We start from the raw sequence: 21,122 nt of genomic DNA on the forward strand, positions 1-21,122 counted from the left end.
CGACGATGCAGACCCGGTTCCTCCCCTGTGGCGATACCGGCCTGACGGTAGAATTCGACGGCACGGATCAGCGCGCCACCAATGCCCGCGCCCTGCAACTGCACGCGGCGCTGGCCGAGGATCGGCCCGAGGGGCTGATCGAAACGGTGCCCAGCTACCGCTCGCTGACCATCCACTACGATCCCTGCCGGACCAGCCAGGACCGGATCACCCAGTCCGTTCAGGCGGCCTTGGCACGGTTGAGCGAAAGCGATCTGGTCGCCGGGCGGCTCTGGCGCGTGCCGGTCTGTTTCGAAGGCGACTGTGCCCCGGATCTGCAAGAGGTCGCCGCACAGACCGGCCTGTCCCCGGACCGGATCGTCAAGACACTGACCGAGGTCGAACAATCGGTCTACATGCTGGGGTTCGCGCCGGGCCAGCCATATCTTGGCGACCTGCCCGAGGCGCTTTCGGTGCCGCGCCGCAAGAACCCGGTGCCGCATGTCCCGGCCGGATCGGTGCTGACCGCCACGGCGCGAACAGTGATCTATCCGGTCGACAACCCGACCGGCTGGTACGTGATCGGCCGCACGCCCCTGCCGCTGTTCCGCCCTGCCGCGCAGGATCCCGTCTGGCTGAAGCCCGGCGATCGGGTGCGCTTTGCCGCGATCCCCCTGCCCGAGTTCCGGGACATGTTCGCCCGCCGCGACAGCCTGACCGCCGAGGAGCTGCCAGCATGAGTGCCACGCTGAAAACCCTGCGCGCCGGGATGCGGACCACCTTGCAGGATCTTGGCCGGCCCGGGTTACAGGCCATTGGCCTGCCGGTGTCCGGTGCGCTTGACGTGATGTCGCTGCGGCTGGCCAATGCGCTGGTCGGGAATGCGCCCGGCACTGGCGCGCTGGAGATCCGCTTTTTCGGCCCGCGCCTTCAGGTGCAGGCGGATTCCGTTCGCGTGGCGCTTGCGGGCACGGACGGTTTCCTCAAGGTCGAAGGCGAAGGCTTTGGCCCCGTCCCCGCCGGGCAAAGCGTGACCCTGCCCCGTGGCACGATCTTTGGCGTCGAGGCGCTGCGCGACAGTGCGACGGCCTATCTTGCCGTCGCGGGCGGCTTTGACGTGGCGCATCCGTTCGGCAGTTGCGCCACCTATCTGCCCGCCGCGCTGGGTGGCTTTGACGGCCACCCGCTGACCGAGGGCGCGGAGCTGCCGCTTTGCCGGTCATCGGCCCCGGATGGCCCCGACCTTGGCACGCCGCAGCCTGTCATTTCCGGCACGGGGGATGTTCTTCGCGTGGTGCTGGGACCGCAAGAGGACTATTTCACCAAGGCCGGGATCGAAACGTTCCTGTCCACGCGCTATACCGTCACCCCGCAAAGCGACCGCATGGGGATGCGGCTGGACGGTGCGGCGGTGGAACATGGGCCGGCGGGGTTCAACATCCCTTCGGACGGAGTCGTGACCGGCGCAATTCAGGTGCCGGGGCATGGCCTGCCGATCGTCCTGCTGGCGGACCGGCAGACCACCGGCGGCTACCCCAAGATCGCCACCGTGATCTCGGCCGATCTGCCGCAACTGGCGCGCGCCCTGCCGGGCACCGCGCTGCGGTTTCGCCCTGTCACGCCTGCCGAGGCAGAAGAGCTCCGCCGCAGCGCCGAACGAAAGCTCCAGAGCGTTATCGACGACCTGCGCCCGGCAGGCGCGGCGGGCTTTTTGCAGAAACTGTACTCGGAAAACCTCATCAGCGGGGTGGTGGGCGGCGAAGGCCCGCTGCCTTCGACTTTGGTCGAATGAGCACAAGGCGCCATGGGGATCGGCCCGCCATGGCGCAAACCGCTATGAATACAAGATAAACCACGCCGCCTGACCGGTCGGCCACGGCATAGGCGCTTTTTTCGCGCGCCCCGAAATCCATGCTACACTTGGCGAACTTCGGCATCGCGAGGAGGAGCGGGATTTGTTGGAGCACGCCTTGTTGCTGGACACGGTGGGGGCACCCATTCGCCATGACGCCAAGACCCATTCAACCGACTGGGACGAGGTTCAGGCCTTTTGCAGGTCCGTCTACATGCCTTACCGCGTCAAACCGCTGGAGCGTTTTTCAAAGCCGGACGCCACGATGATTTCGGCCCATGCCGGACGCGTGACCATGACCCGGTTTTCCTATGGGACCGGCATCTACCTTGACCGGTTCGATCCCGACGCCGGGAATATCATCGTGCTCAACACATTGCGCGGCGCGCTGGATCACCAATGCGATGGCGGGTCGGTCAGCACCGGCGCGGGAGAAAGCTTTGTCGTCGACTGTTCCCGCACGGATTACTGGCTGAAGGGGGATCCCGATCACATGCAGCTGAACCTGACGATCTCGCATCGGGTCATGGCCGAAACCGCCGAACGCTGGTTCGGCTTTGTGCCGGATGACAGCCTGTGGTGCGCAAGGGTCAAGTTCGGCGGCCCAGACAGCGCGTGGCCTGCGCTGCTGGAATATGCCGCCCGCGCGCTGACACGGCCCGGACCTGTTCCCGCCGACGCGGCACTGGCGCGGCATCTAGAGGAAACGCTTTGCGTGGAATTGCTGCGCCAATGGGCCACCGCCGCAGGTCTCCGGCTGGAGGATGGCGCCCGCGCAGCGGCACCGGGCTATGTCCGTCGCGCCGAGGAAATCATCGAATCCGAAGCCCGCGAGGCCCCCACGATTGGCGACATTGCCCGGCGCGTCGGCGTTTCTGGCCGCACACTCTCGGGCGGGTTCCAGCGTTTCCGGGGCGTCTCTCCGCGGGAATTCCTGGCGGCCCGGCGGCTGGAAGGCTTGCGCGCCGAGCTTGAAACTGCGCCCGCCGACCTGACCGTGTCACAGATTGCCGCCGACTGGGGCTTTGCCAATTTCGGCTCGCTTGCGGGGCGTTATCGCGAACGGTTCGGCGAACTTCCCTCGCAGACACGGGCCCGCAGCGGCGGCGCGGTCCTGTCCTGACCGGCAGTTTGCTTCCGATCTCGGACAGCGGTTGCCGATCCCGGACAGCGGCAAATGTCGTCGACCGATAGCCTTCCTTGGATGCATCCAAGGGAGGACATCATGAAGGACATCACCACACAGGATCTGAAAGCCGCCTGTGACGCGGTTCTGGCACAGGTCACCACCGGCACGTCGCGGGTGCCCGGCGTCGTCGCAATGGTCACGGACCGCGAAGGCGACATCTATTCCGGGGCTGCGGGCGACCGTCGTCTGGGCGATGGCGCGATGACCGAGGACACGGTGCTTGCCATTTTCTCGACCACCAAGGCCATCGCGGGCACAACCGCGCTGCAATGTGTCGAAGACGGCTTGCTGGACCTTGACGCGCCCGCCAAAGACTATGCCCCAGCCATCGGCAAATTGCAGGTGATCGAAGGGTTCGACGCCGATGGCCAGCCGCGCCTGCGTGCGCCGAAATCCGATGTCACGACGCGGCAGCTGATGCTGCATACCGGCGGCTTCGGCTATGATTTCTTCAACGAAACCTATAAGCGTCTGGCCGAGGACCACGGCCAGCCCTCTGTTGTGTCTGGCACCCATGCCGCCATCGAAACGCCCCTGTTGTTCGATCCCGGCGAAAAATGGGAATACGGCAGCAACATCGACTGGGTCGGCCAGGTGGTCGAAGGCATCCGCGGCAAACGGCTGGGCGACGTGATGCGCGAGAGGGTCTTTGATCCGCTGGGTATGGACGAGATCGCCTTTACCCGGACCGATGCGATGAAGGCGCGTTCAGCCACGATCCACGCGCGCGGCGAAGATGGGAACCTGACACCGCTGGATGACTTTGCCCTGCCCGACAATCCCGAAGTCGACATGGGCGGGCACGGACTGTACGGCACTGTGCCCGAATACATGAAGTTCATTCGCATGTGGTTGAACGACGGCGACGGCCCGAATGGCCGCGTGTTGCGCCCCGATACCGTCGACTGGGCCGTCAAGGGCGCATTGGTTCCGCCGCAGAAGGTGACAATGCTGCCCGGGGTAATTCCCTCTTTGTCGAATGACGCCGAATTCTTCCCCGGTCTGGGCAAGGATTGGTCCTATACCTTCATGGTCAACACCGAAGCCGCCCCCACCGGCCGCCCGGCAGGGGCCATCGGCTGGGCCGGGTTGGCCAACAGCTTTTACTGGATCGACCGCGCGGGCGGCTTTGGCGGATACTGGGCCACCCAGATCCTGCCCTTTGGCGATCCCGTGTCCTTCCCCGGGTATCTCGATTTCGAGAGCGCCGTCTATCGCACCCTGTCCACCTGACGCGACCGGCTCCCGCCGCGTCGGGTTCACTGGGGGGCGGCGCACCGCCCCCCTCTTTCGTCACCGCTTTGGGAGGAGGAGCGATGAGCGAACCGATTTCATATGAAAAACTGCCGGAATGGGTGCCAGGTAAGGTGCTGTTGGCCAGTGACGGGTTGGGCTGGAAGAATGTCGCCCTGCGGTCTTACCACTACGAAGGTCAATCGGTGACGGTTCCGGGTATGCGGGACTTTATGCTGGTGGGATACCGGTCCGGTGTCACGCCGATGCAGCGCCGCTATGACGGGCGCTGGACTCGCAAGACGCTGGGACCGGGGGCGGCCTCATTGCTGACGCGGGCGCAGCAGGTGTCATGGAACTGGCGTGAATCGATCGACGTGACCCATGTCTATCTGTCCGGCGCGCTGGTGGCGGATGTGGCGGGCGAGATGCTGGACTGCGCCTCTGCGACGGTAGAGTTGCAAGACGTGTTGCGCACGGACGACCCGCTGATGGTTCAGGCCATGTCCCAGATCGAGGAAGAGGCCCGGACCGCCGGTCTTGGCGGCGCACTCTACGTCGACAGCGTGGCGCGCGGGCTTGTGGTGCATCTATTGCGGCGGTACGCCAGCATTCGGCGGCCCGCTGTTGGCGACGGCACCGGTCTGACCGAACGGCAACGCCGCCGTATCCTTGATTTCATCGACAGCCACCTTGATCAGGCGCTGGACTTGCGCGGTCTGGGCGATGCGCTGGATATGGCGCCCTGCCAGTTTGCGCGGCTTTTCCGGCGCAGCTTTGGTGTTCCGCCTTACGCCTTTGTAAAGGCGCAGCGCCTGGAACGAGCCCAGCGCCTGTTGGCGACAACGGCGCTGCCGATCAAGGCTATCGCGGCGGATTGCGGTTTTAGCGATCAGGCCCATCTGACCCGCTGCTTTTCGGCCACCTTCGGCAAGACGCCCGCCGTCTTTCGACGGCAGGCGCAATAGGTCACTCGGCGGCTTCGACGGCCTTGGCTCGCGTCATGGCAAAGCCTTCATAGCCGTTGTCGGCGATCTCCTGACATTTTGCGCGGTAGGTCCCGACACCACCGGTATAAGACAGCACGCGGCGGGGTTTGCCCGGCACGTTTGACCCGGTGTACCAGCTGTTCGTTTTGGCGATCAGGGTGGCATTGGCGGTTTCATCGTGATGAGCGACCCAGGCGTCCTCGCCTTCGGCGGTCGGTTCACAAACCGTTGCCCCCTGCGCGCGCATGGTGCGAATGCAATCGCTGATCCACTCGGTCTGCTGTTGCAGGCAGGTCGTCATGTTGCACAGCGCCGCCGAGGGAGCGAGCGGCGCACCGGTCATGAACAGATTGGGAAACCCGTATTTCTGGATCCCCAACGTTGTCCGGATATCCCGGGACCATTCATCACGCAGGGTCATGCCATCCCGCCCGGTAATGTCGATCCGCGCCAGCGCCCCCGACCCGGCATCGAACCCCACTGCCATGATGATCACGTCCAGTTCGTGGACCGTGCCGTCTTGCAGTTTGACACCCTCCGGGACGATCTCGGCAATGGGGTTGTCGCGCACCGGAACCGCGGTGACATTTTCCTGCAAATAGACCTCGAGATAATTCGTTTCCAATGGCACCCGATGGGTGCCAAAGCCATAATCCCCGGCCTTGGGCACCAGAATGTCGATCAAGGCCGGATCTTTGAGCCGTGCGGCCATCTTTTCGCGGACAAAACTGCTGATTTCTTCGCTGACCTGTTCGTCAAAGAACATCTCGGCGAAAGACGCCAGCCACAGCTTCAGCGAACCGTCGGCGTGGATCTCTTCGAGGATGGCGCGGCGCTGCTGCGGGGTACAGTCGGCCCATTTGTGTTCAAAATCGTATTCGAACCCCGTGAAAGTGACCGGCAGGTTGGCCTTGAGCTCTTCGAAACGTGCCTTGTAGCGCTTTTCCTCGTCAGGCCCGTACTTGGGGTTCTTCATCGGCAACACATATTGCGGCGTGCGGACAAAGACCTTCATCTCGCCGACGATGGGCGCGATGGTCTGGATCACCTGAATGCCGGTTGCACCGATGCCGATGACACCGACACGTTTGCCGTCAAGATCCAGTCTCCCCTTCGGGTAACGGCCGGTGTGTACAATGGTCCCCTGAAAACGATCCTGCCCCGGGAAACGATCGGTCAGCGGAGCGGACAGCATTCCGGTGCAACCGATCAGGAACTGCGTGTCATAGGTATCCCCGGTGTCAGTCTGCACGGTCCAGCGTCCGGTCGCCTCATCGAAATCGGCGCGGATCACCTTGGAGGAAAAGCTGATGTCCTTCCGCAGGTCCAGCCTGTCGGCGATATAGTGCATCCAGCGTTCGATTTCGGGCTGGCCGGGGAACCGTTCGGACCACGTCCAGTCTTTGTACAGGCTTTCATCAAAGAGATACTGGTAAATATAGCTTTCGCTGTCGAACTTGGCACCGGGATAGCGGTTCCAGTACCATGTCCCGCCGACGTCGGACCCGGCCTCGACCCCGTGTACGTCCAGCCCTTGCTGGCGCAGCTGATATAGCTGGTACAGCCCCGCGACCCCTGCACCGATCACCAGCGCATCAATCTTCCGCGTCATGTCTTCTCTCCCTTCGGATTGCTGTCACGCGGCAGATGCCCCGGTCTCCTCTCCAAGGCGCTGCCGCTGGATCAACAGGCTAGAGAGCGCGGACAAGGGACGTATTGAACGTTTCGGCCAGAGGTTTTGAACAAAACGCACACGTTCCGAAGGTGGAAAGGACCGCCAATTAGTGAACTGGATACATGAAAGAGGTGAAAAACGGGGCAATTATCGCAACGGGATACGGAGGCTAGGTTCGGCTCAACAAGATCCAACCCCTTACGGAGCCAAGCCATGACCCGCATCACTCTTCAGAATACGCCCGGCATCAAGGGCGTCACCTCGCGCGCCGTCAGCTTTGACAGCAACGGCAACAACCTGAAGGGCACATTGTACCTTCCCGAAAACGCCAAAGGGCCGTTGCCGGCGGTGATCGTCACTGGCGCATGGACCACGGTCAAGGAACAGATGGCCGGCACCTATGCCCGCGAACTGGCCGCCCGCGGACTTGTCGCGCTGGCCTTTGACTTCACCGGCTGGGGCGAAAGCCAGGGCGCGCCGCGCTATGTCGAAGACCCCGCCACCAAGACCGCCGACATCAAGGCCGCCGCACGGTTCCTTGCCACACAGGAAGCGGTCGACGCAGAACAGGTTTCGGGCCTCGGTGTCTGCGCCTCGTCCGGGTACATGGCCGCAGCGGTGGCCGACACGGATGACTTGCGGAAACTGGCGCTGGTCGCCCCGTGGCTGCATGACGCCGAAATGGCCGAAGGCATCTATGGCGGCCCAGACGTTGCCGCCAGCCTGATCGCTGCGGCCGAGGCCCCCGACGCGGCCGAAACCGTCCTGCCCGGCGCATCGGCCACCGATGAAAACGCCGTCATGTTCCAGGCCCCCTACTACACCGAGGAAGATCGCGGCCTGATCCCCGCCTATGACAACAAATTCTCGGTCGCATCTTGGAAGCCATGGTTGACCTATGATGCACAGGCCAGCGCGGATCGCCTGACAAAACCGATGCTCATGGTGGGGTCGCCCTCGATCGCGCTGCCTGCCGGGGCCAATGCCTACGAGTCCCGTACCAAGGCCCCGCTGGAACGCCTGTGGCTGGGCGAAGACGTCACCCAATTCGATTTCTACGACCGCAAGGACGTTGTGACCGCCGCCGCAGACGCCGTGGCCGATTTCCTGACCGCATGAGGCCCCAAATGACATTCGCCAAGACCCTCGCCCTAACCACAGCAATTCTGACAGGAGGCCCCCTGATGGCCGCATCCCCCGAAGACAACATAAAGATCGTACAGGATTTCTTTGCCGCCTATGGCGCCGGCGATCTGGACGGCATCGCAGCCGTCATGGACGAAAACATTCGCTGGCACATCCCGGGACGGCATCCGCTTTCGGGTACGAAACAGGGCCGTGACGAAGTGCTTGCCTTCTTCGCCCAGCTGGGGGCCGCCGATTTCAAGGCGCAGCCGATCTACTTCGGTGCCGACGAAACCCATGTGGTGGACATCCACCGCGGCTGGTCCAACGTCGCGGGCAAGCCCAATGTCGATACGACATGGGCGCTGGTCTACCGCATCGAAGACGGCAAGATCGTCGAGGCCACCAACCTCAGCGCCGATCAGGACGCGGCCAACAGCTTTTTCTGGTCGCAGTATGATCTGGCACCTGTGCCCGATCGGTTGGCGCGCTGACCTTTTGCATTCGTTTCCATCAAACAGCCGCGCCCCTGTGCGGCGCGGCCTCTACAACGGACAAATAACATGACGCAGGACATCGCCAATATCGTTCACAGCTTCTTTGCCGCCATCGATGCCCGTGATTGGACCCGGGCCGAGACCTTGATGACCAACCCCTTCCACCTTGATTATTCCAGCTTTGGTGCCGGTCCCGGCGCGGATCTGCCCCCGGGTGAGATCCTGACCGGCTGGAAGGCCATGTTGCCGGGCTTTGACAACACGCATCACCAGCTTGGCGCGCTGAGTATCGAAACAGAGGGCAACAGCGCCACTGTCCGCGCCAATGTCATCGCCACACATCAGATCAAAGAGGCCGATGGCGGCGATACATGGACCGTCTATGGTGACTACGTGTTGGTCCTGGTCAAGGACGGGTCGTGGCGGATCGCCTCGAACACCTTCAATCTGCACCTGCTGACCGGCAACAGCGAACTGCCCGCGCTTGCACAGGCAAGGGCCGCGTGATGCGCGGCTCTGTCTTGTGCGCCCTGCTGGTTGCTGCGCTGCCTGCGCAGGCCGACGTTCTGCCGCGGGCCATCGACTGTTACCAGACAGCCACCAGCCAAGAAGACATCAAAGCCTACATGGCCTGTTTCACCCAAGACGCCGTGATGATCGACGTATCCCGTCAGTTTTCGGGACAGCAGGCGATCCGCGCCTGGGCCCTGCGCGAGGTCATCCCTAACGGTAAAAGTTTTGCACATCGCAGGATCCTCGAGTCCGGCGAAGGCTTTGCCAGGACAGAAGTCAGCTGGCTGAGCTGGATTGTGCAGTATTCCTATTGGTGGGACGCCGACGGCAGGATCACACGCATGTCCCTGCAATATTCAGACTGAGGAGAAACCGATGAAACGCGCACTTGTGACCGGGGCCAACCGGGGCATCGGGCTGGCCATCGCCAAGGGTTTGGTGGCGCAGGGCCATCAGGTGCTGCTGGGTGCCCGCAACCTTGCCGAAGGCGAGAAAGCCGCGCGCCAGATCGGCGCGACGGCCCTGCATCTGGACGTGGCGGATGCCGACAGCATCGCCAAGGCTGCTCGTTCGGCCGGAGCGGTGGACGTTTTGATCAACAATGCCGGGGTGTTGGGATCGGGTCCGGTTCTGGACAATCCCGAGGATTTTGCCGCGTCGATGGCGATCATGGTCCACGGGCCATATCTGCTGATGCATCATCTGGTGCCCGGCATGGTGACGCGCAAGTTTGGCCGCGTGGTCAATGTTTCATCCGGTTGGGGTGCGTTTTCCGATGGCGTGGCAGGACCGGCCAGCTATGGCGTCGCCAAGGCGGCCCTGAACGCGCTGACGGTGGCTTCTGCCCGGACCCTGCCGCGCGAGGTCAAGGTCAACGCCATGTGCCCTGGTTGGGTGCGCACCCGCATGGGGGGCCGGACCGCCAGTCGATCACCCGAAGAAGGCGCAGACACCGCCCTTTGGCTGGCGACGCTGGATGCCTCCGGCCCGACGGGCGGCTTTTTCCGCGACCGGCAGCCGATCGACTGGTAGGCAGGCGCGCCGCCCTCGGCGCGCCAAGGCCGGCCTCAGGCCAGTTCGAAGGAAATATCCTGCGCGCCTTCCCACAACACGAGGTTGCCCAGCTTCATCAGGTTTTCTTGCCCGCTGATGATGGTGATGAAATGGTTGCCCGCCAGCTGGCCCATCTTGGACGAGAAATCGACCCCGCCATAGGCCAGAAGGATCTCTGTTTCGGAAATGCCACCGGGGTACAGGATGAAATGGCCCGGGGCCGGATGCGATGTATGGTTTTCGTATCCAACGCCATAGTCATGATCGCCCAGCGGGATCCAGACGCCCTCACCGCTCCAGCGGACATGGACCAGCTGGCTTTTATACGGCAGCGTCTTGCGAAAGGCCTCGCAGGTTTTCGGCGCGGCCTCTTCCTCCAGCACCGCGTCGAATTCATAGGGGCCGGCGTGAATCTTGAGCTTGGTCATCTTTGGTCCTTTCAAGCGTTGAATCTGTCGAATGAGAAATCGGCGAGGTCCTGTCGGGTCTGACCTGCCAGCGCCGCGCGGGCGGCTTCGCGCCCCATCAGAGGCCCGAGCGTATAGCCATTGGCCGTGGCGGCGACGGTGACACCCGGATGCCCGGGCATCGGTCCGATCAGGGGCGCCCCGTCGATGTCGATGTTCATGGCCGCCCAGCTGCGCAGCACACGCAGCCCGCCCACTAAAGGCACGGTTCGCGCGGCCACCCAGAGATTGCCTTCGAGGCTGGAGGGCAGCACCCGCGATTGTCCCGCCGGGCCGGTTTCGGCCGTCCATGCCCCGCCGATCAGGACGGTGCCGGCCATTGTCTGTTTCATCGTCAGGTGGCGGTCCGCGTGAGCCAGAAGGCAGGGCAGCACCGGTGCCGTGCGCTCTGTCACCACCATCTGCAAGGGTGCGCCCCTGACCGGCACCTTGGCCCCCAGCATCGCACCCAATTGCGCCGACCAGCCGCCCGCCGCGATCAGCACACGCGGCGCATTCAGCGTGCCGCGCGGCGTCTGCACCGCATAGCCGGTTCCGTCGCGCTGAATTCCTGTCACCGGGGTTTGATCTTCAAAGCGCGCGCCTTGCCGCCGGGCCTCGGCGATCAATGCAAGCGAGGCCGCAAGCGGATTGATCTTGCCTTCGCCCGGACACCAAGCCGCCGCCACCATTCGATCCGAAATACCCGGCGCGATCTGGCGAAGGCGGTCGGGACCAATCACTTCGGTCGTTATGCCGACGCGGGCCTCGGCCCGTGCCTTTTGTTCCAGAAAGGGGATCTGCGCCCCGGTTTCGGCGACCATCAGCCCGCCGGTTGTGGCCATCTCGAAATCTGCGCCCAGTTCGCGCTCCAATGTGCCCCACAACGCGATGGATTCTTGCTGCAAGGGCAGCGTGCGCAGTTGCAGATCGCCGCCGCCCACGGCCTTTTGGCCAAAATCCCAGGACAACAGTTGCAGATGCAGGCTTCCCGCATTGCCGCCCGAGGCCTCGGCGTTCAGCCAGCCACGTTCCAGAACTGTCACCCGCGCCCCGTCCCGCGCAGCAAAAAGCGCGGCGGAAATGCCGGTGATGCCCCCGCCGATGACGATCAAATCGGCGCGCTCCTGCGCCAAAGGCGCGATGGCCGGTTGCCCCGGACGCGCGGCCGGGGCGCTTTCGCGGTGGCCACCCCACTCGGGTTTCTCCATGCCCAGCGCAGAAACCGGAACCGGCTTGGCCGGGATCTGGGGCGCAAAATGCCGCTCCGCCTCAGCGGGTGTGCCGGACTCTGCCAGCATCCGAAGCGCAACCGGCAGGCAATAGCGCCCCTGACAGCGCCCCATCCCCATGCGCGTCGCCCGTTTGAGCGCCCCGGGGTCGCGCGCGCCCTCGGCTATGGCGGCACGGATCTGACCAGCCGTAACCGCCTCGCAACGGCACAGGGTTGCGCGATCCTCGGGCGGCGCGGGCTTCGGGGCCGCGAACAGCGACCAGAGCGCAGTTTGGAAACGTCGCGCCCGGCGCAAGGGGGCATCGGACGCGGCGCACGCGGTCAAACCAAGATGGGCCGCAATCGCCGCCCCTGCCATGGCCCCTTGCGCCTCGGCCGCGGGAGCCCCCCCCATGCCCCCGGCATCTCCGGCGATCCATAGCCCCGGAACAGATGTCGCGCCGCTCGCGTCGCGCTGAGGGACCGGCAACCCGCTGCGCGCATCAAGGTGCAGCTTTGCTCCCATCAGCCGCGCCAGTTCTGCCTGCGGGGCAAACCCGGCGCCGATGCAGACCGTCGCCGCCGCGATGGTCCGCGTCGCCTCTCCCGCCATGCTGCGCAGGGTGGCCCCCTGTGACGTGATCTCGGCCAGCTCCCAACCGGTCAGGACGGGCACACCGGCCCGGGCCAGCCGCAGCCGCTGACGCAGCCCGGTCCCGATCAGCCCCGGCGACAGGATCGCGGCACGCAACGCGTCGGCGGGTCGCCGCAGGTTGGACCGTTCAACCAGACCGGCCAGCTTTCCGCCCAAGCGCAGGATCTCATCGGCCAACTGCCACCCCAACGGCCCGTGCCCCGCCACCAGAACCGGCCCGGGCGGCAGCACCCCATAACGCCGGACCAATGTCTGCGCGCCCCCGATGCTCAACACGTTGGGCAGGGTCCAGCCGGGCACCACCGGCGGCAATTCATACCCTCCGGTCGCCAGCAGGACGCAACGCGCCGTCAGGCACAGCCCCCGGTGCGCGCCATGACTGCGCAACTGAAACTGGCCGTCATGGCGGGCGTGCCAGACGGTTTGCCCCTGTTCAATGCGAACCCCGGCATCAGACGCGGACCGCCGCAGCCTGTCACCGGCAAGGTGCTGGGCGTCCTTTGCCCCGGCACCGCGAAATCCGTCGCTGCGCGGTTTGTAAAATTGCCCGCCCGCGGCATCACGTTCGTCCAGTACCAGAACCTGCGCGCCCGCCACGGCAAGGCTCAGCGCAGCACGCAGCCCCGCCGGCCCGGCCCCGATCACCACCACGTCCAGATCTCTTGTTTCGGGGGTGTTGGCCTCACCCTCCCACGGGGTCGGCCGCGTGGTCAGGTCCTCTTGGGCGCGCACATCCATGCCCGGCGTGACCTTGGTCATGCAGGCCAGTTGACCGACTTGGCCATCGACCTGCACCGCACAGTCCTGACACACCCCCATACCGCAGAACATCGCACGGTCCTGGCCTTGGCAACCGCTGCCCAGCCTGCGCACCCCCGCCGCCGTAAGGGCAGCGGCGATACTGTCGCCGGGGCGGGCCTCGACCGGCGCGCCGTTCCAGGTAAAGCGCATGTGCTCAGGCCTCGGCGTGTTCCAGCAGGTCGACCGCCTTTAGTGCGGCCAGAAGTTCGGGCATCTCGGCCTCTGGCAGGGGCAGACGCGGACTACGTGGCGCGCCTGTGGGCAATCCCATCAGCTCCAGCGCCTTCTTGGTGGCCGAAACATAGCGATGCCCGCCTACAAGACGGATCACCGGCAGGATCTTGCGATAGATCTCGCGCGCGGCGTCATAATCCTGCGCGTCTGCGGTCAGGGAGAACAGCCGCGCGCAATCGCGCGGCAGGATGTTCGACCCCACCGCGACCCAGCCTTCGGCCCCGTTGACGAAGCTCTCAAAGCCCATGATGCCGCCAAAAACGGTCATCCGGTCACCGCAGAGGTCCAGAATGTCCCGCACGCGAGTGACGTCCATCGTGCTTTCCTTGATGTAATCCACCCGATCCAGCACCGACAGCCGTGCCACGATCGGAGGTGTCAGATCGACATTGGCGGTCGCCGGATTGTTGTACAGCATGATTGGCAGGCTGGTCGCTTCGCTGATGCGGGCATAATGGCGAAACAACTCGTCTTCCGTCGGCGTGGAATAGAACGGCGGAATGATCATCACCCCGTCCGCCCCCACGGCCTCGGCCATGCGGCAGTTCTCGATCACCTCTTCGGTGCTTTCAGCCCCGGCCCCGATCAGAACCGGGACACGCCCGGCGGTCGTGTCCACGACACAGCGCGCCACGGACTCACGTTCTTTCGTGCTGAGCGACAGAAACTCTCCGGTCGATCCCAAAGGGATCAGCCCGTGGATACCTTCGGTCACTTGCCAGTCGGTGTAGCGGGCCATGCGGGCAGCATCGAAGTTGCCCGCGTCGTCGTAGGCCGTGACCATCACGGAAAATGTGCCGCGAAACTGGGTCATTGCGGGATCTCCTTCACGTTCAGAAGTCTAAGAGGCGTATCGCGGATCAGCGCGTCGATCAGCGATTGCGGAAAGGCCAGCCGATGCATCAGCGCAGTCACGTTGCGCAGGATATGGCCATAGCCGTGCCCGCCCCATTGGCGCAGGCGTGTCTTGGTGCAGATGTCATGAGACACGGCGATCTGGCCGCCGAACCCGTGGTCCGCAAAGCTGCGGATCAGGCGAAGCCGGGCAAGATCGGTCGGCAGCTCAACCTCATCGGTCATCCAGTAATGTGAGGTCTCGACCCCGAAGAAGTCCCATTCCACCACAGCGCCCCGTTCCAGCAGAGGCAGGATGCCCGTGCCGTCCGGGTGCGTCCGATCCATATGGCAAAGGATCACCCGCGTCAGATCGGCCCCGTTGGCCGCAAGAATATCTAGGATCTGCGCGCAGGCCGTTTCATGGCGTCCGGGGTGTACACTGATGGCCGCACCCGTCCGGGCCTGCGCTTCGGCTGCGGCCTCAAGGGCGCGGGTCTCGAAAGCGGTCAAAGGCCATGAGCACCCCATTTCGCCAATCAAACCGGCGCGGATCGGCGTGCCATCGCAGCCCGTCGCCACCTCGGTCGTGAAACGGTCGGCAAGCGCGCCCGCCGACAGCGCGCGAACCGGTTCCGGCACGTAAGGCTCTACATAGGTGCCCGCACAGGCCACCACATGTATCCCGCTGGCCGCCGAAACCCGCGCCAGCCCGGCGGGATCCCTGGCAAGACCAAAGACCGACTGATCGACGATCAGCGCGCCCCCGTCCTGCGCATAGCGTGCCAGTTCGGCCGTGGCCGCCGCCTCATCCCTCTGCAAGGCATTCGCCGCGCATTCATTGGACCGATAATCCACCTGCCACCTGTCCGGGACCGCGATGTCGGCATGGCGATCCCCGGCTGCGCCCGGGGGTACGATGTCGAAGAGGACATGTTCGTGCAGAAGCGCAGGACCGACCGCATCCGCCGACACGTCGCCCAGTACCGTCCGGATCACGGCCCAGCTCCCTACAGGATCTTCGAGAGGAACAACTTGGTGTGTTCGCTCTGCGGGTTGGTAAAGAACTCTTCTGGCGGGGCTTCCTCGACGATACAGCCATCGGCCATCATCAGGACGCGATCTGCCGCCGCGCGGGCAAAGCCCATCTCGTGCGTGACGACGATCATCGTCATGCCCTGCCGGCTGAGGTCGATCATGACGTCCAGCACCTCCGAGATCATCTCGGGGTCCAGCGCCGAGGTCGGCTCGTCGAACAGCATCACCTGCGGGCGCATGGCAAGCGCGCGGGCGATGGCAACGCGCTGTTGCTGACCGCCCGACAACTGGCTGGGATAGGCGTCCGCCTTGTCCGGCAGTCCGACCCGCGCCAAAAGTTCATGGGCGTGGGCCGTTGCCTTGGCCGGGTCCTCCCCCATGATCTTGACCGGTGAAAGAGTGATGTTCTTCAACACGTTCAGGTGCGGGAACAGGTTGAAGGACTGAAAGACCATGCCCATGTTCCGCCGTTGCCTGGCGACCTTTCGGTCGCCGAGCTGCACACGTTTTCCGGCGCTGTCATCGCGATAGCCCATCAGTTCGCCACAAGCGCGGATCGACCCGCCCTCGATGGTTTCAAGATGGTCGATACAGCGCAGCAGGGTCGACTTGCCAGAGCCCGAGCGCCCGGCAATCACCACCACTTCGCCCGTGCGGACCGTCAGGCTGACATCCTTGAGCACCGTCACGCTGCCAAACCGTTTCTCGACCTTGTTGATCTCGACAATGGGCGGGCCAAGGTCGCGCGGACCGGCATTGGCCACGGGCAGGACTTCGGTTTCCATGTTGCTCATATCCTTGTCCTCCATCTCAGACCTGGGCTGCCTGACCGGTCAGGACCGGATCGGGCTTTTTCGCAGCGGCAGAAGTGGTGTCGGCCACCGGACCGAATGGTCGGTCGTAATGTGCCTCCAGACGCTTCTGGATCAGGCCCCAGACCGTGGTCATCAACAGATACCAGCACGCGGCGCACATGTAGGCTTCAAGCACCTTGAACTCGAGCTGAGCCAGCTGCTGCGTGCGGCGGAACAATTCCTCCATCGAGATGACTGACGCCAGCGACGTTGTCTTGATCATCAGGTTGAACTGGTTGCCAAGCGGCGGAATGATCACGCGGGTCGCCTGCGGGATGATGACGTAGCGCATGCGCTGCGGCCATGTCATGCCCAGTGCAAGGCTGGCGTCTTCCTGCCCTTTGTTGACCGACAGGATACCGGATCGGACGATTTCGGCGAAATAGGCGGCTTCATGCAGGGACAGCGCGATGATGGCGCTTTCGACCACCCCCAGCTTGATCCCGATCTTGGGCAGAACCGTGTAGATGATAACCATCTGCACCAGCAGCGGTGTGCCGCGCCAAACCCAGATGTAGGTGTTGGCAATCTGCCGAAAAATCCACGTCTTCGACATCTTCATGAAGGCCAGCATGACCCCCAGAGAACAACCGATCACCATGGCCACGATGGACAGCCAGATCGTCGTCCAGACCCCGTTCAGCATATAGGGGCTGAACAGGAATTGCATGAAATGGTCCCAACTCCAGGACATGAGGTCTCCCTTCGGGTTCGGGGCGGCCGCTCGGAGCCGCCCGCGTTTCAGTCAAATCCCCGAAGGATCACTCGCCGGTGAAGAAATAGGTGAACTCTCCCGGCCAGCGGTCCCAGACGTCGATCTTGGTGGTGCCGTAATCGTCCATCATCTTGTCATAGGTGCCGTCGGCCTTCATCGCGTTCAGCGCATCGGCAACGGCCTGCGCCAGTTCCGGTTCGTCAAAGGCAAAAGCGCCGGGGGTTCCGGGGAACAGGCCCGTAGCCGCTTTTGAGAACTGGCCGCGCTCTTGGTAGTACGAACCGATGGCATCACCGGCAAAGACCGCTGCGATCTGCCCACCGCCCAGCGCAAGGAAGGTTTCGCCGTAGGTGTTGAAGGCGCGAATATCCATCGGGGCCAGCCCATCGGCGATCTGCGCCTCGTTGATCTCACGCAGTTTCTTTTCCTCGAAGCCCGCGATCTCGACCCCGACAGGATAGCCGGCCAGATCCTTGGGGCCCGAGAAGCCCTCGGGGTTGCCTGCCGATGCGATCAGCGCCAGCGCATTGACCGAATAGGGCACCAATTGCATGAACGTCGCACGCTCATCGGTGAAGTAGAGCCCCGTATTGATCATGTCCCAGCGGTCGGCATCCAGCCCGGGGATCTGAACGGCGAAATCCACGTTGCGATACACCGGCTCAAGGCACAGCCGCTTGGCTATCTCGTCGCCCATGTCGCGGTGCAGACCTGCGATCTGGCCATTGGCGTCGATGTATTGCTTGGGCGGGATCGTGGCATTGATGGACATGGTCAGCTTGCCCGGCTCGACCAGCGGCAGATCCGCGGGGCAATCCTGCGCCAGCGCAGCACCCGCCGTGAAAGTCATGAAGGTGGCCAGCGCCGTGCCGGTCATGGTGATCGTTTTCATCGTGTCGTTCCTCTGTTGGATTGGGGTGTCGGGGTCGCTGATCGACCCTCTCGTTTGGTTGAAACTCAGGTTTTTGCGCCGCTGCACCAATCGGTGACGACCCGCGTGGTCACATCGACCATCTTCAGAAAGTCCTCGACGTCGATCCATTCGTCGCGCTGTTCGTTCTGGCTCAGATCGCCGCAAAGACAGCCGTAGGCGACACAGGGAATTCCAGCCTCGACCGGCGGGTTGCGAATATCCGACGAGGTGTGCATCACGTTGACATAAGGCGACTTTCCCGTGATGTCGCTGACCGCGCTGGCCGTGACCCGGTACAGGGGATGATCCTCGGGCACATGTGCGCCGGTCACGCCGGTCAGCCATTCGACCACCGGCGGGTTGGCGCGCAGCCAGTCGTCCGCATCGGCGGCACTTGCCACCGCGGCTTCGACCTCGGCCCGGATCTGGTCGAGCGTCTCTCCGGGCGGAAAGGACAACGCGCCGCCCATGATGCATTCATCGTGGATCCGCGCCAGCTTCTTCATTTCGCCGCATTGGATGCGAGAGATATGCAGGTTCGTGGCCCGCCCCACCCGCGCTTCGATCTGGGGCTGGCGAATGCGCCGGGCCCGGTCCTCGGCCAGTTCCATCAATGCGGCATAGACCTTGAAGGCCTTGTCCACCGGGTTTGCACCCAGATGGGAAAAGGCCGTCTGCCCCGGTTCGGTTGTGTCGGGCGCCTTGCCCTTGACCGTGATCCGAAATTCGACCTGACCCGAGGCCAGCGCCTTGATTTCCTGCATCCCCACGCCGCTCTCGGCCGGGTGCAGGTACAGCGCCGCATCCGCGCGCAAACCATCATGCAACAAGGCCGCAACGCCGCGCGCATAGCGTTTCGACGGGGTGGAGGCAAAGACCGCCCGCCCCATTGGCATACCGCTGGCTGCGGCCGCTTCGATTGCCAGCACGGCGGCGGCGCAACCGGCCAGATCATCTGCGACGCCCCAACCGTACAGGCGTCCGCCGTCGATCTCGCCGTCAAACGCATCGTGCCGCCATTGATCGGCATCGGTGACAGGTTCGCCGTCGGGATGGGCAAAGATCAGCAGGCTGGGCAAATCTGCCTGCCCATTCAGCGTTCCGACCACGGCACTGCGCCGTTCGGTGTTGCGCGAGGCATCGGCGGCGAATTCGCCCTTCACCGGCACCTCGGCCGGGTCATAATCGAAATGTCCGACTTCGCATCCGGCCTGCAAAAGCCGCGCGGCGATGGCGGATTGAACCGCACCCTCCCCCTTGGGCTGCGCTGCGATCAACTCTCGCAGAAATGCGATGGCACTGTCTGCCCGGCCTTCCGGGGCGGTGGCGTCATTCATGGTCACTCTCCTTCCGTCAGTGTCCCGACGGTATACAATCATCAAACATCAGTACACCGTGAGAACGCAATAGATTTCCGCCTGCATACATGAAATACTGGGACCAAGGCCTGTGGCGCGGCGGGAAACGCCTTGTTTTTCATCGCGCCGACAAGGGCTTGCCAAAAAACGGGCGAGTCCCAAGAAAAAGAGTGATACTATGACGAAACAGACCCCGCCGCTTGACGCGGATACAGAATCGGTTGCCACGGCCAAGCGCGGCACCCTGTCCGGGCGGGCCTATGATGCGATTTCGACGATGATCGAACAGCGACAACTGGCCTCTGGCAATGTGATCGTGGAACAGCAGCTTGCCGATCAACTGGGGATCTCGCGCACGCCGCTGCGGCAGGCGTTGCAACGGCTGGAGGCCGAAGGCGTTCTGGTGAAATCGGCCAACCGCTCTTTTCAGGTGCGCAAGGTCGAACTGCGTGAATACCTGCAAAGCCTAAAGGTGCGCGAATTGCTGGAAAGCGAAGCGGCATCGCTTTGCGTGGATCGGGTCAATCCGGAAGCGATCCAGACCGCCCGCGCCAACCTGCACGCGGTCAAATCGCGCAAGCCTTATGACATGCTGGCGCATTGGCGTTCGGACGACGAGGTCCACGGACTGTTCATCGAGAACTGCGGCAACCAGGTGATGACGGACATGATGCACGCGCTGCGCGCCAGCACCAAGATGTTCGAGATCGACCGCCTGTCCGAACGGCTGGAGCCGGACTCGCGCCAGCACGAGATGATCCTTGACGCGCTTGATAGCCGCGATGCGAAAGCCGCGAAAAAGGCCGTCGCCGCGCACATCCGCTCGCTCTTTCAGTTCGCGATCGAAACGGTATCCTGACCTCCGCCGGCCCTTTCTGCCGGACCGTGGAACGCCGGGAGGAACAGAACCATGCAGGGCAGAGGCGGCAAAACACCCAAGATCGACCTTAGGCTGCTGAATTACCTTCATGCCGTGGCCGAAACGGGCAATATCACCCGCGCCGCCGAGCGGTTGAACATCGCCCAGCCCACCCTGTCAAAGGCGCTGAGGATCCTTGAGCACCAACTTGGCGTGCCGCTGCTGGAACGTCATGCGCACGGCGTTACCCTGACCGTGGTCGGTGACCGGCTGTTTCAGCACGCCCGCGCGGTCAAAGCACAGGTGGCCCAGGCCGAGACCGAACTGGAACAGCGTCGCACGGGCACGATCGGCACCGTGCGGATCGGCGCCGGGCCCTCTTGGGTGCGGCGGCTTCTGCCCGAGGCCATCGCCCAGATCCTTGCCGAGGACACCCGTCTGCACATCGAGCTGGAAGGCGGCTACGACGCCAGCCTGCTGACCGGTCTGATGACGGGAGACCTGGATTTCGTGGTCGCCGAAATGCCGCTGGAACGCGATGGGGACTACCATTTCGAATACATGACCTCGGACAATCTGGTCGCCATCGCGCGACCCGAACACCCCCTGGCAGGCCGTCGCGACATCAGCGCCGAAGAGGCCCTGCGCCAAAGATGGGGGCTTGCCTCGCCCGAAACGCTGGCCCGGCGCAAACTGAACGGCAAGGCGATCGGGCTTGGCCTTGATCCACCCGATACGGTTGTGACCTCGACCTCGCACACCTTCCTGATGACGCTGGCCGGAATCAGTGACCTGCTGCTGTACACCACCCGCAGCCAGATGAAGGCGCCAGAAGGCGCGCATCTGGTGGAAATCGACGTGCCCGAACTGGTCACCAGCCGCGATGCGGGGCTGATCTGGCGCTCTGGCGCCCTGCCCTCACCTGCTGCCGCACGGGTGGCGAAGGCCTTGAAAACATGGTGCGAGGCCGATCCCGTCAACTAAAGCCATAGCCCAAAGCTATGGAGTTGGCCGTTTATATCATTATTCATGACAGCAGACCGGGGATATGTCTGAAGGCGGAGAAGCAAAACTGCCCCGACAACCCCAGGGAGGAC

General features: G+C 63.8%; 21 protein-coding genes. 12 read left to right on the forward strand and 9 right to left on the reverse strand.

The genetic code is table 11. The annotated features are described in order from the left end of the window. The first annotated feature begins 5 nt into the window (after positions 1-5). From pxpB to KJP30_RS19510, 5 genes are all read left to right on the forward strand, one after another. Positions 6-719: a 5-oxoprolinase subunit PxpB gene (gene pxpB / locus KJP30_RS19490; RefSeq protein ID WP_218451042.1), complete on the forward strand. Its 714-nt coding sequence runs from the start codon at positions 6-8 to the stop codon at positions 717-719. After that, positions 716-1,771 (forward strand): 5-oxoprolinase subunit C family protein, encoded by a 1,056-nt coding sequence (locus KJP30_RS19495; RefSeq protein ID WP_218451043.1) that lies wholly within the window; start codon positions 716-718, stop codon positions 1,769-1,771. The genes pxpB and KJP30_RS19495 overlap by 4 nt, the downstream gene beginning before the upstream one ends. Before the next feature lie 163 nt (positions 1,772-1,934). After that, a complete protein-coding gene (locus KJP30_RS19500) occupies positions 1,935-2,954 on the forward strand; it encodes an AraC family transcriptional regulator (RefSeq protein ID WP_218451044.1) in 1,020 nt (339 codons plus the stop codon). 102 nt (positions 2,955-3,056) lie between these two features. Further along, a complete protein-coding gene (gene acmB, locus KJP30_RS19505) occupies positions 3,057-4,253 on the forward strand; it encodes a methyl acetate hydrolase AcmB (protein WP_218451045.1) in 1,197 nt (398 codons plus the stop codon). 83 nt (positions 4,254-4,336) lie between these two features. After that, positions 4,337-5,221 (forward strand): helix-turn-helix domain-containing protein, encoded by an 885-nt coding sequence (locus tag KJP30_RS19510; protein ID WP_218451046.1) that lies wholly within the window; start codon positions 4,337-4,339, stop codon positions 5,219-5,221. A gap of 1 nt (position 5,222) precedes the next feature. On the opposite strand, the gene KJP30_RS19515 is transcribed toward KJP30_RS19510, so the two are convergent. Then, a complete protein-coding gene (locus tag KJP30_RS19515) occupies positions 5,223-6,854 on the reverse strand; it encodes a flavin-containing monooxygenase (RefSeq protein WP_218451047.1) in 1,632 nt (543 codons plus the stop codon). Positions 6,855-7,130: 276 nt separating this feature from the next. On the opposite strand from KJP30_RS19515, the gene KJP30_RS19520 reads away from it, so the two are divergent. The 5 genes from KJP30_RS19520 (at position 7,131) to KJP30_RS19540 (ending at position 10,084) form a co-directional block, all read left to right on the forward strand. Further along, positions 7,131-8,036, forward strand: a complete 906-nt coding sequence (locus tag KJP30_RS19520) for an alpha/beta hydrolase (RefSeq protein WP_218451048.1) — start codon at positions 7,131-7,133, stop codon at positions 8,034-8,036. Positions 8,037-8,101: 65 nt separating this feature from the next. Continuing rightward, positions 8,102-8,536, forward strand: coding sequence for a nuclear transport factor 2 family protein (locus KJP30_RS19525; protein ID WP_224874614.1), 435 nt, complete (start codon positions 8,102-8,104; stop codon positions 8,534-8,536). Positions 8,537-8,605: 69 nt separating this feature from the next. Further along, positions 8,606-9,046, forward strand: coding sequence for a nuclear transport factor 2 family protein (locus tag KJP30_RS19530; RefSeq protein WP_218451050.1), 441 nt, complete (start codon positions 8,606-8,608; stop codon positions 9,044-9,046). Continuing rightward, positions 9,046-9,417: a Cif family virulence factor gene (locus KJP30_RS19535; protein ID WP_218451051.1), complete on the forward strand. Its 372-nt coding sequence runs from the start codon at positions 9,046-9,048 to the stop codon at positions 9,415-9,417. Before KJP30_RS19530 ends, KJP30_RS19535 begins: the two co-directional genes overlap by 1 nt. Positions 9,418-9,427: 10 nt before the next feature. After that, on the forward strand, positions 9,428-10,084 hold the full coding sequence (locus KJP30_RS19540) for an SDR family NAD(P)-dependent oxidoreductase (RefSeq protein ID WP_218451052.1): 657 nt from the start codon (positions 9,428-9,430) through the stop codon (positions 10,082-10,084). 35 nt (positions 10,085-10,119) lie between these two features. Here KJP30_RS19540 and KJP30_RS19545 read toward each other — a convergent pair whose 3' ends face one another. The 8 genes from KJP30_RS19545 to KJP30_RS19580 all read right to left on the reverse strand — a co-directional run bounded on the left by KJP30_RS19545 (position 10,120) and on the right by KJP30_RS19580 (position 19,145). Next, positions 10,120-10,533, reverse strand: coding sequence for a DUF3830 family protein (locus KJP30_RS19545; protein ID WP_218451053.1), 414 nt, complete (start codon positions 10,531-10,533; stop codon positions 10,120-10,122). An 11-nt stretch (positions 10,534-10,544) separates the two neighbouring features. Beyond that, positions 10,545-13,370, reverse strand: coding sequence for an FAD-dependent oxidoreductase (locus KJP30_RS19550; protein WP_218451054.1), 2,826 nt, complete (start codon positions 13,368-13,370; stop codon positions 10,545-10,547). Between the two features lie 4 nt (positions 13,371-13,374). Beyond that, complete coding sequence (locus KJP30_RS19555; RefSeq protein ID WP_218451055.1) at positions 13,375-14,268, reverse strand: dihydrodipicolinate synthase family protein; 894 nt, start codon at positions 14,266-14,268, stop codon at positions 13,375-13,377. After that, entirely contained in the window at positions 14,265-15,287 is a 1,023-nt protein-coding gene (locus KJP30_RS19560; RefSeq protein ID WP_218451056.1) for a phosphotriesterase family protein, read from the reverse strand. Before KJP30_RS19560 ends, KJP30_RS19555 begins: the two co-directional genes overlap by 4 nt. A gap of 11 nt (positions 15,288-15,298) precedes the next feature. Next, positions 15,299-16,111 (reverse strand): amino acid ABC transporter ATP-binding protein, encoded by an 813-nt coding sequence (locus KJP30_RS19565; protein ID WP_218451224.1) that lies wholly within the window; start codon positions 16,109-16,111, stop codon positions 15,299-15,301. 25 nt (positions 16,112-16,136) lie between these two features. Beyond that, a complete protein-coding gene (locus KJP30_RS19570; protein WP_218451057.1) occupies positions 16,137-16,874 on the reverse strand; it encodes an amino acid ABC transporter permease in 738 nt (245 codons plus the stop codon). A 67-nt stretch (positions 16,875-16,941) separates the two neighbouring features. Next, the gene (locus KJP30_RS19575) at positions 16,942-17,787 is read right to left on the reverse strand and encodes an ABC transporter substrate-binding protein (protein ID WP_218451058.1); all 846 of its coding nucleotides are present in this window, start codon (positions 17,785-17,787) and stop codon (positions 16,942-16,944) included. 65 nt (positions 17,788-17,852) lie between these two features. Then, positions 17,853-19,145, reverse strand: a complete 1,293-nt coding sequence (locus tag KJP30_RS19580; protein WP_218451059.1) for a M20 family metallopeptidase — start codon at positions 19,143-19,145, stop codon at positions 17,853-17,855. Positions 19,146-19,344: 199 nt separating this feature from the next. Between KJP30_RS19580 and KJP30_RS19585 the strand changes: the two genes are divergently transcribed. Both KJP30_RS19585 and KJP30_RS19590 read left to right on the forward strand, forming a co-directional pair. Continuing rightward, positions 19,345-20,025 (forward strand): GntR family transcriptional regulator, encoded by a 681-nt coding sequence (locus KJP30_RS19585; RefSeq protein WP_218451060.1) that lies wholly within the window; start codon positions 19,345-19,347, stop codon positions 20,023-20,025. A gap of 51 nt (positions 20,026-20,076) precedes the next feature. Then, the gene (locus tag KJP30_RS19590) at positions 20,077-21,009 is read left to right on the forward strand and encodes a LysR family transcriptional regulator (protein ID WP_218451061.1); all 933 of its coding nucleotides are present in this window, start codon (positions 20,077-20,079) and stop codon (positions 21,007-21,009) included. Positions 21,010-21,122 lie beyond the last annotated feature (113 nt).

The organism is Antarctobacter sediminis, assembly GCF_019218285.1.
Classification (GTDB): Bacteria; Pseudomonadota; Alphaproteobacteria; order Rhodobacterales; family Rhodobacteraceae; genus Antarctobacter; species Antarctobacter sediminis.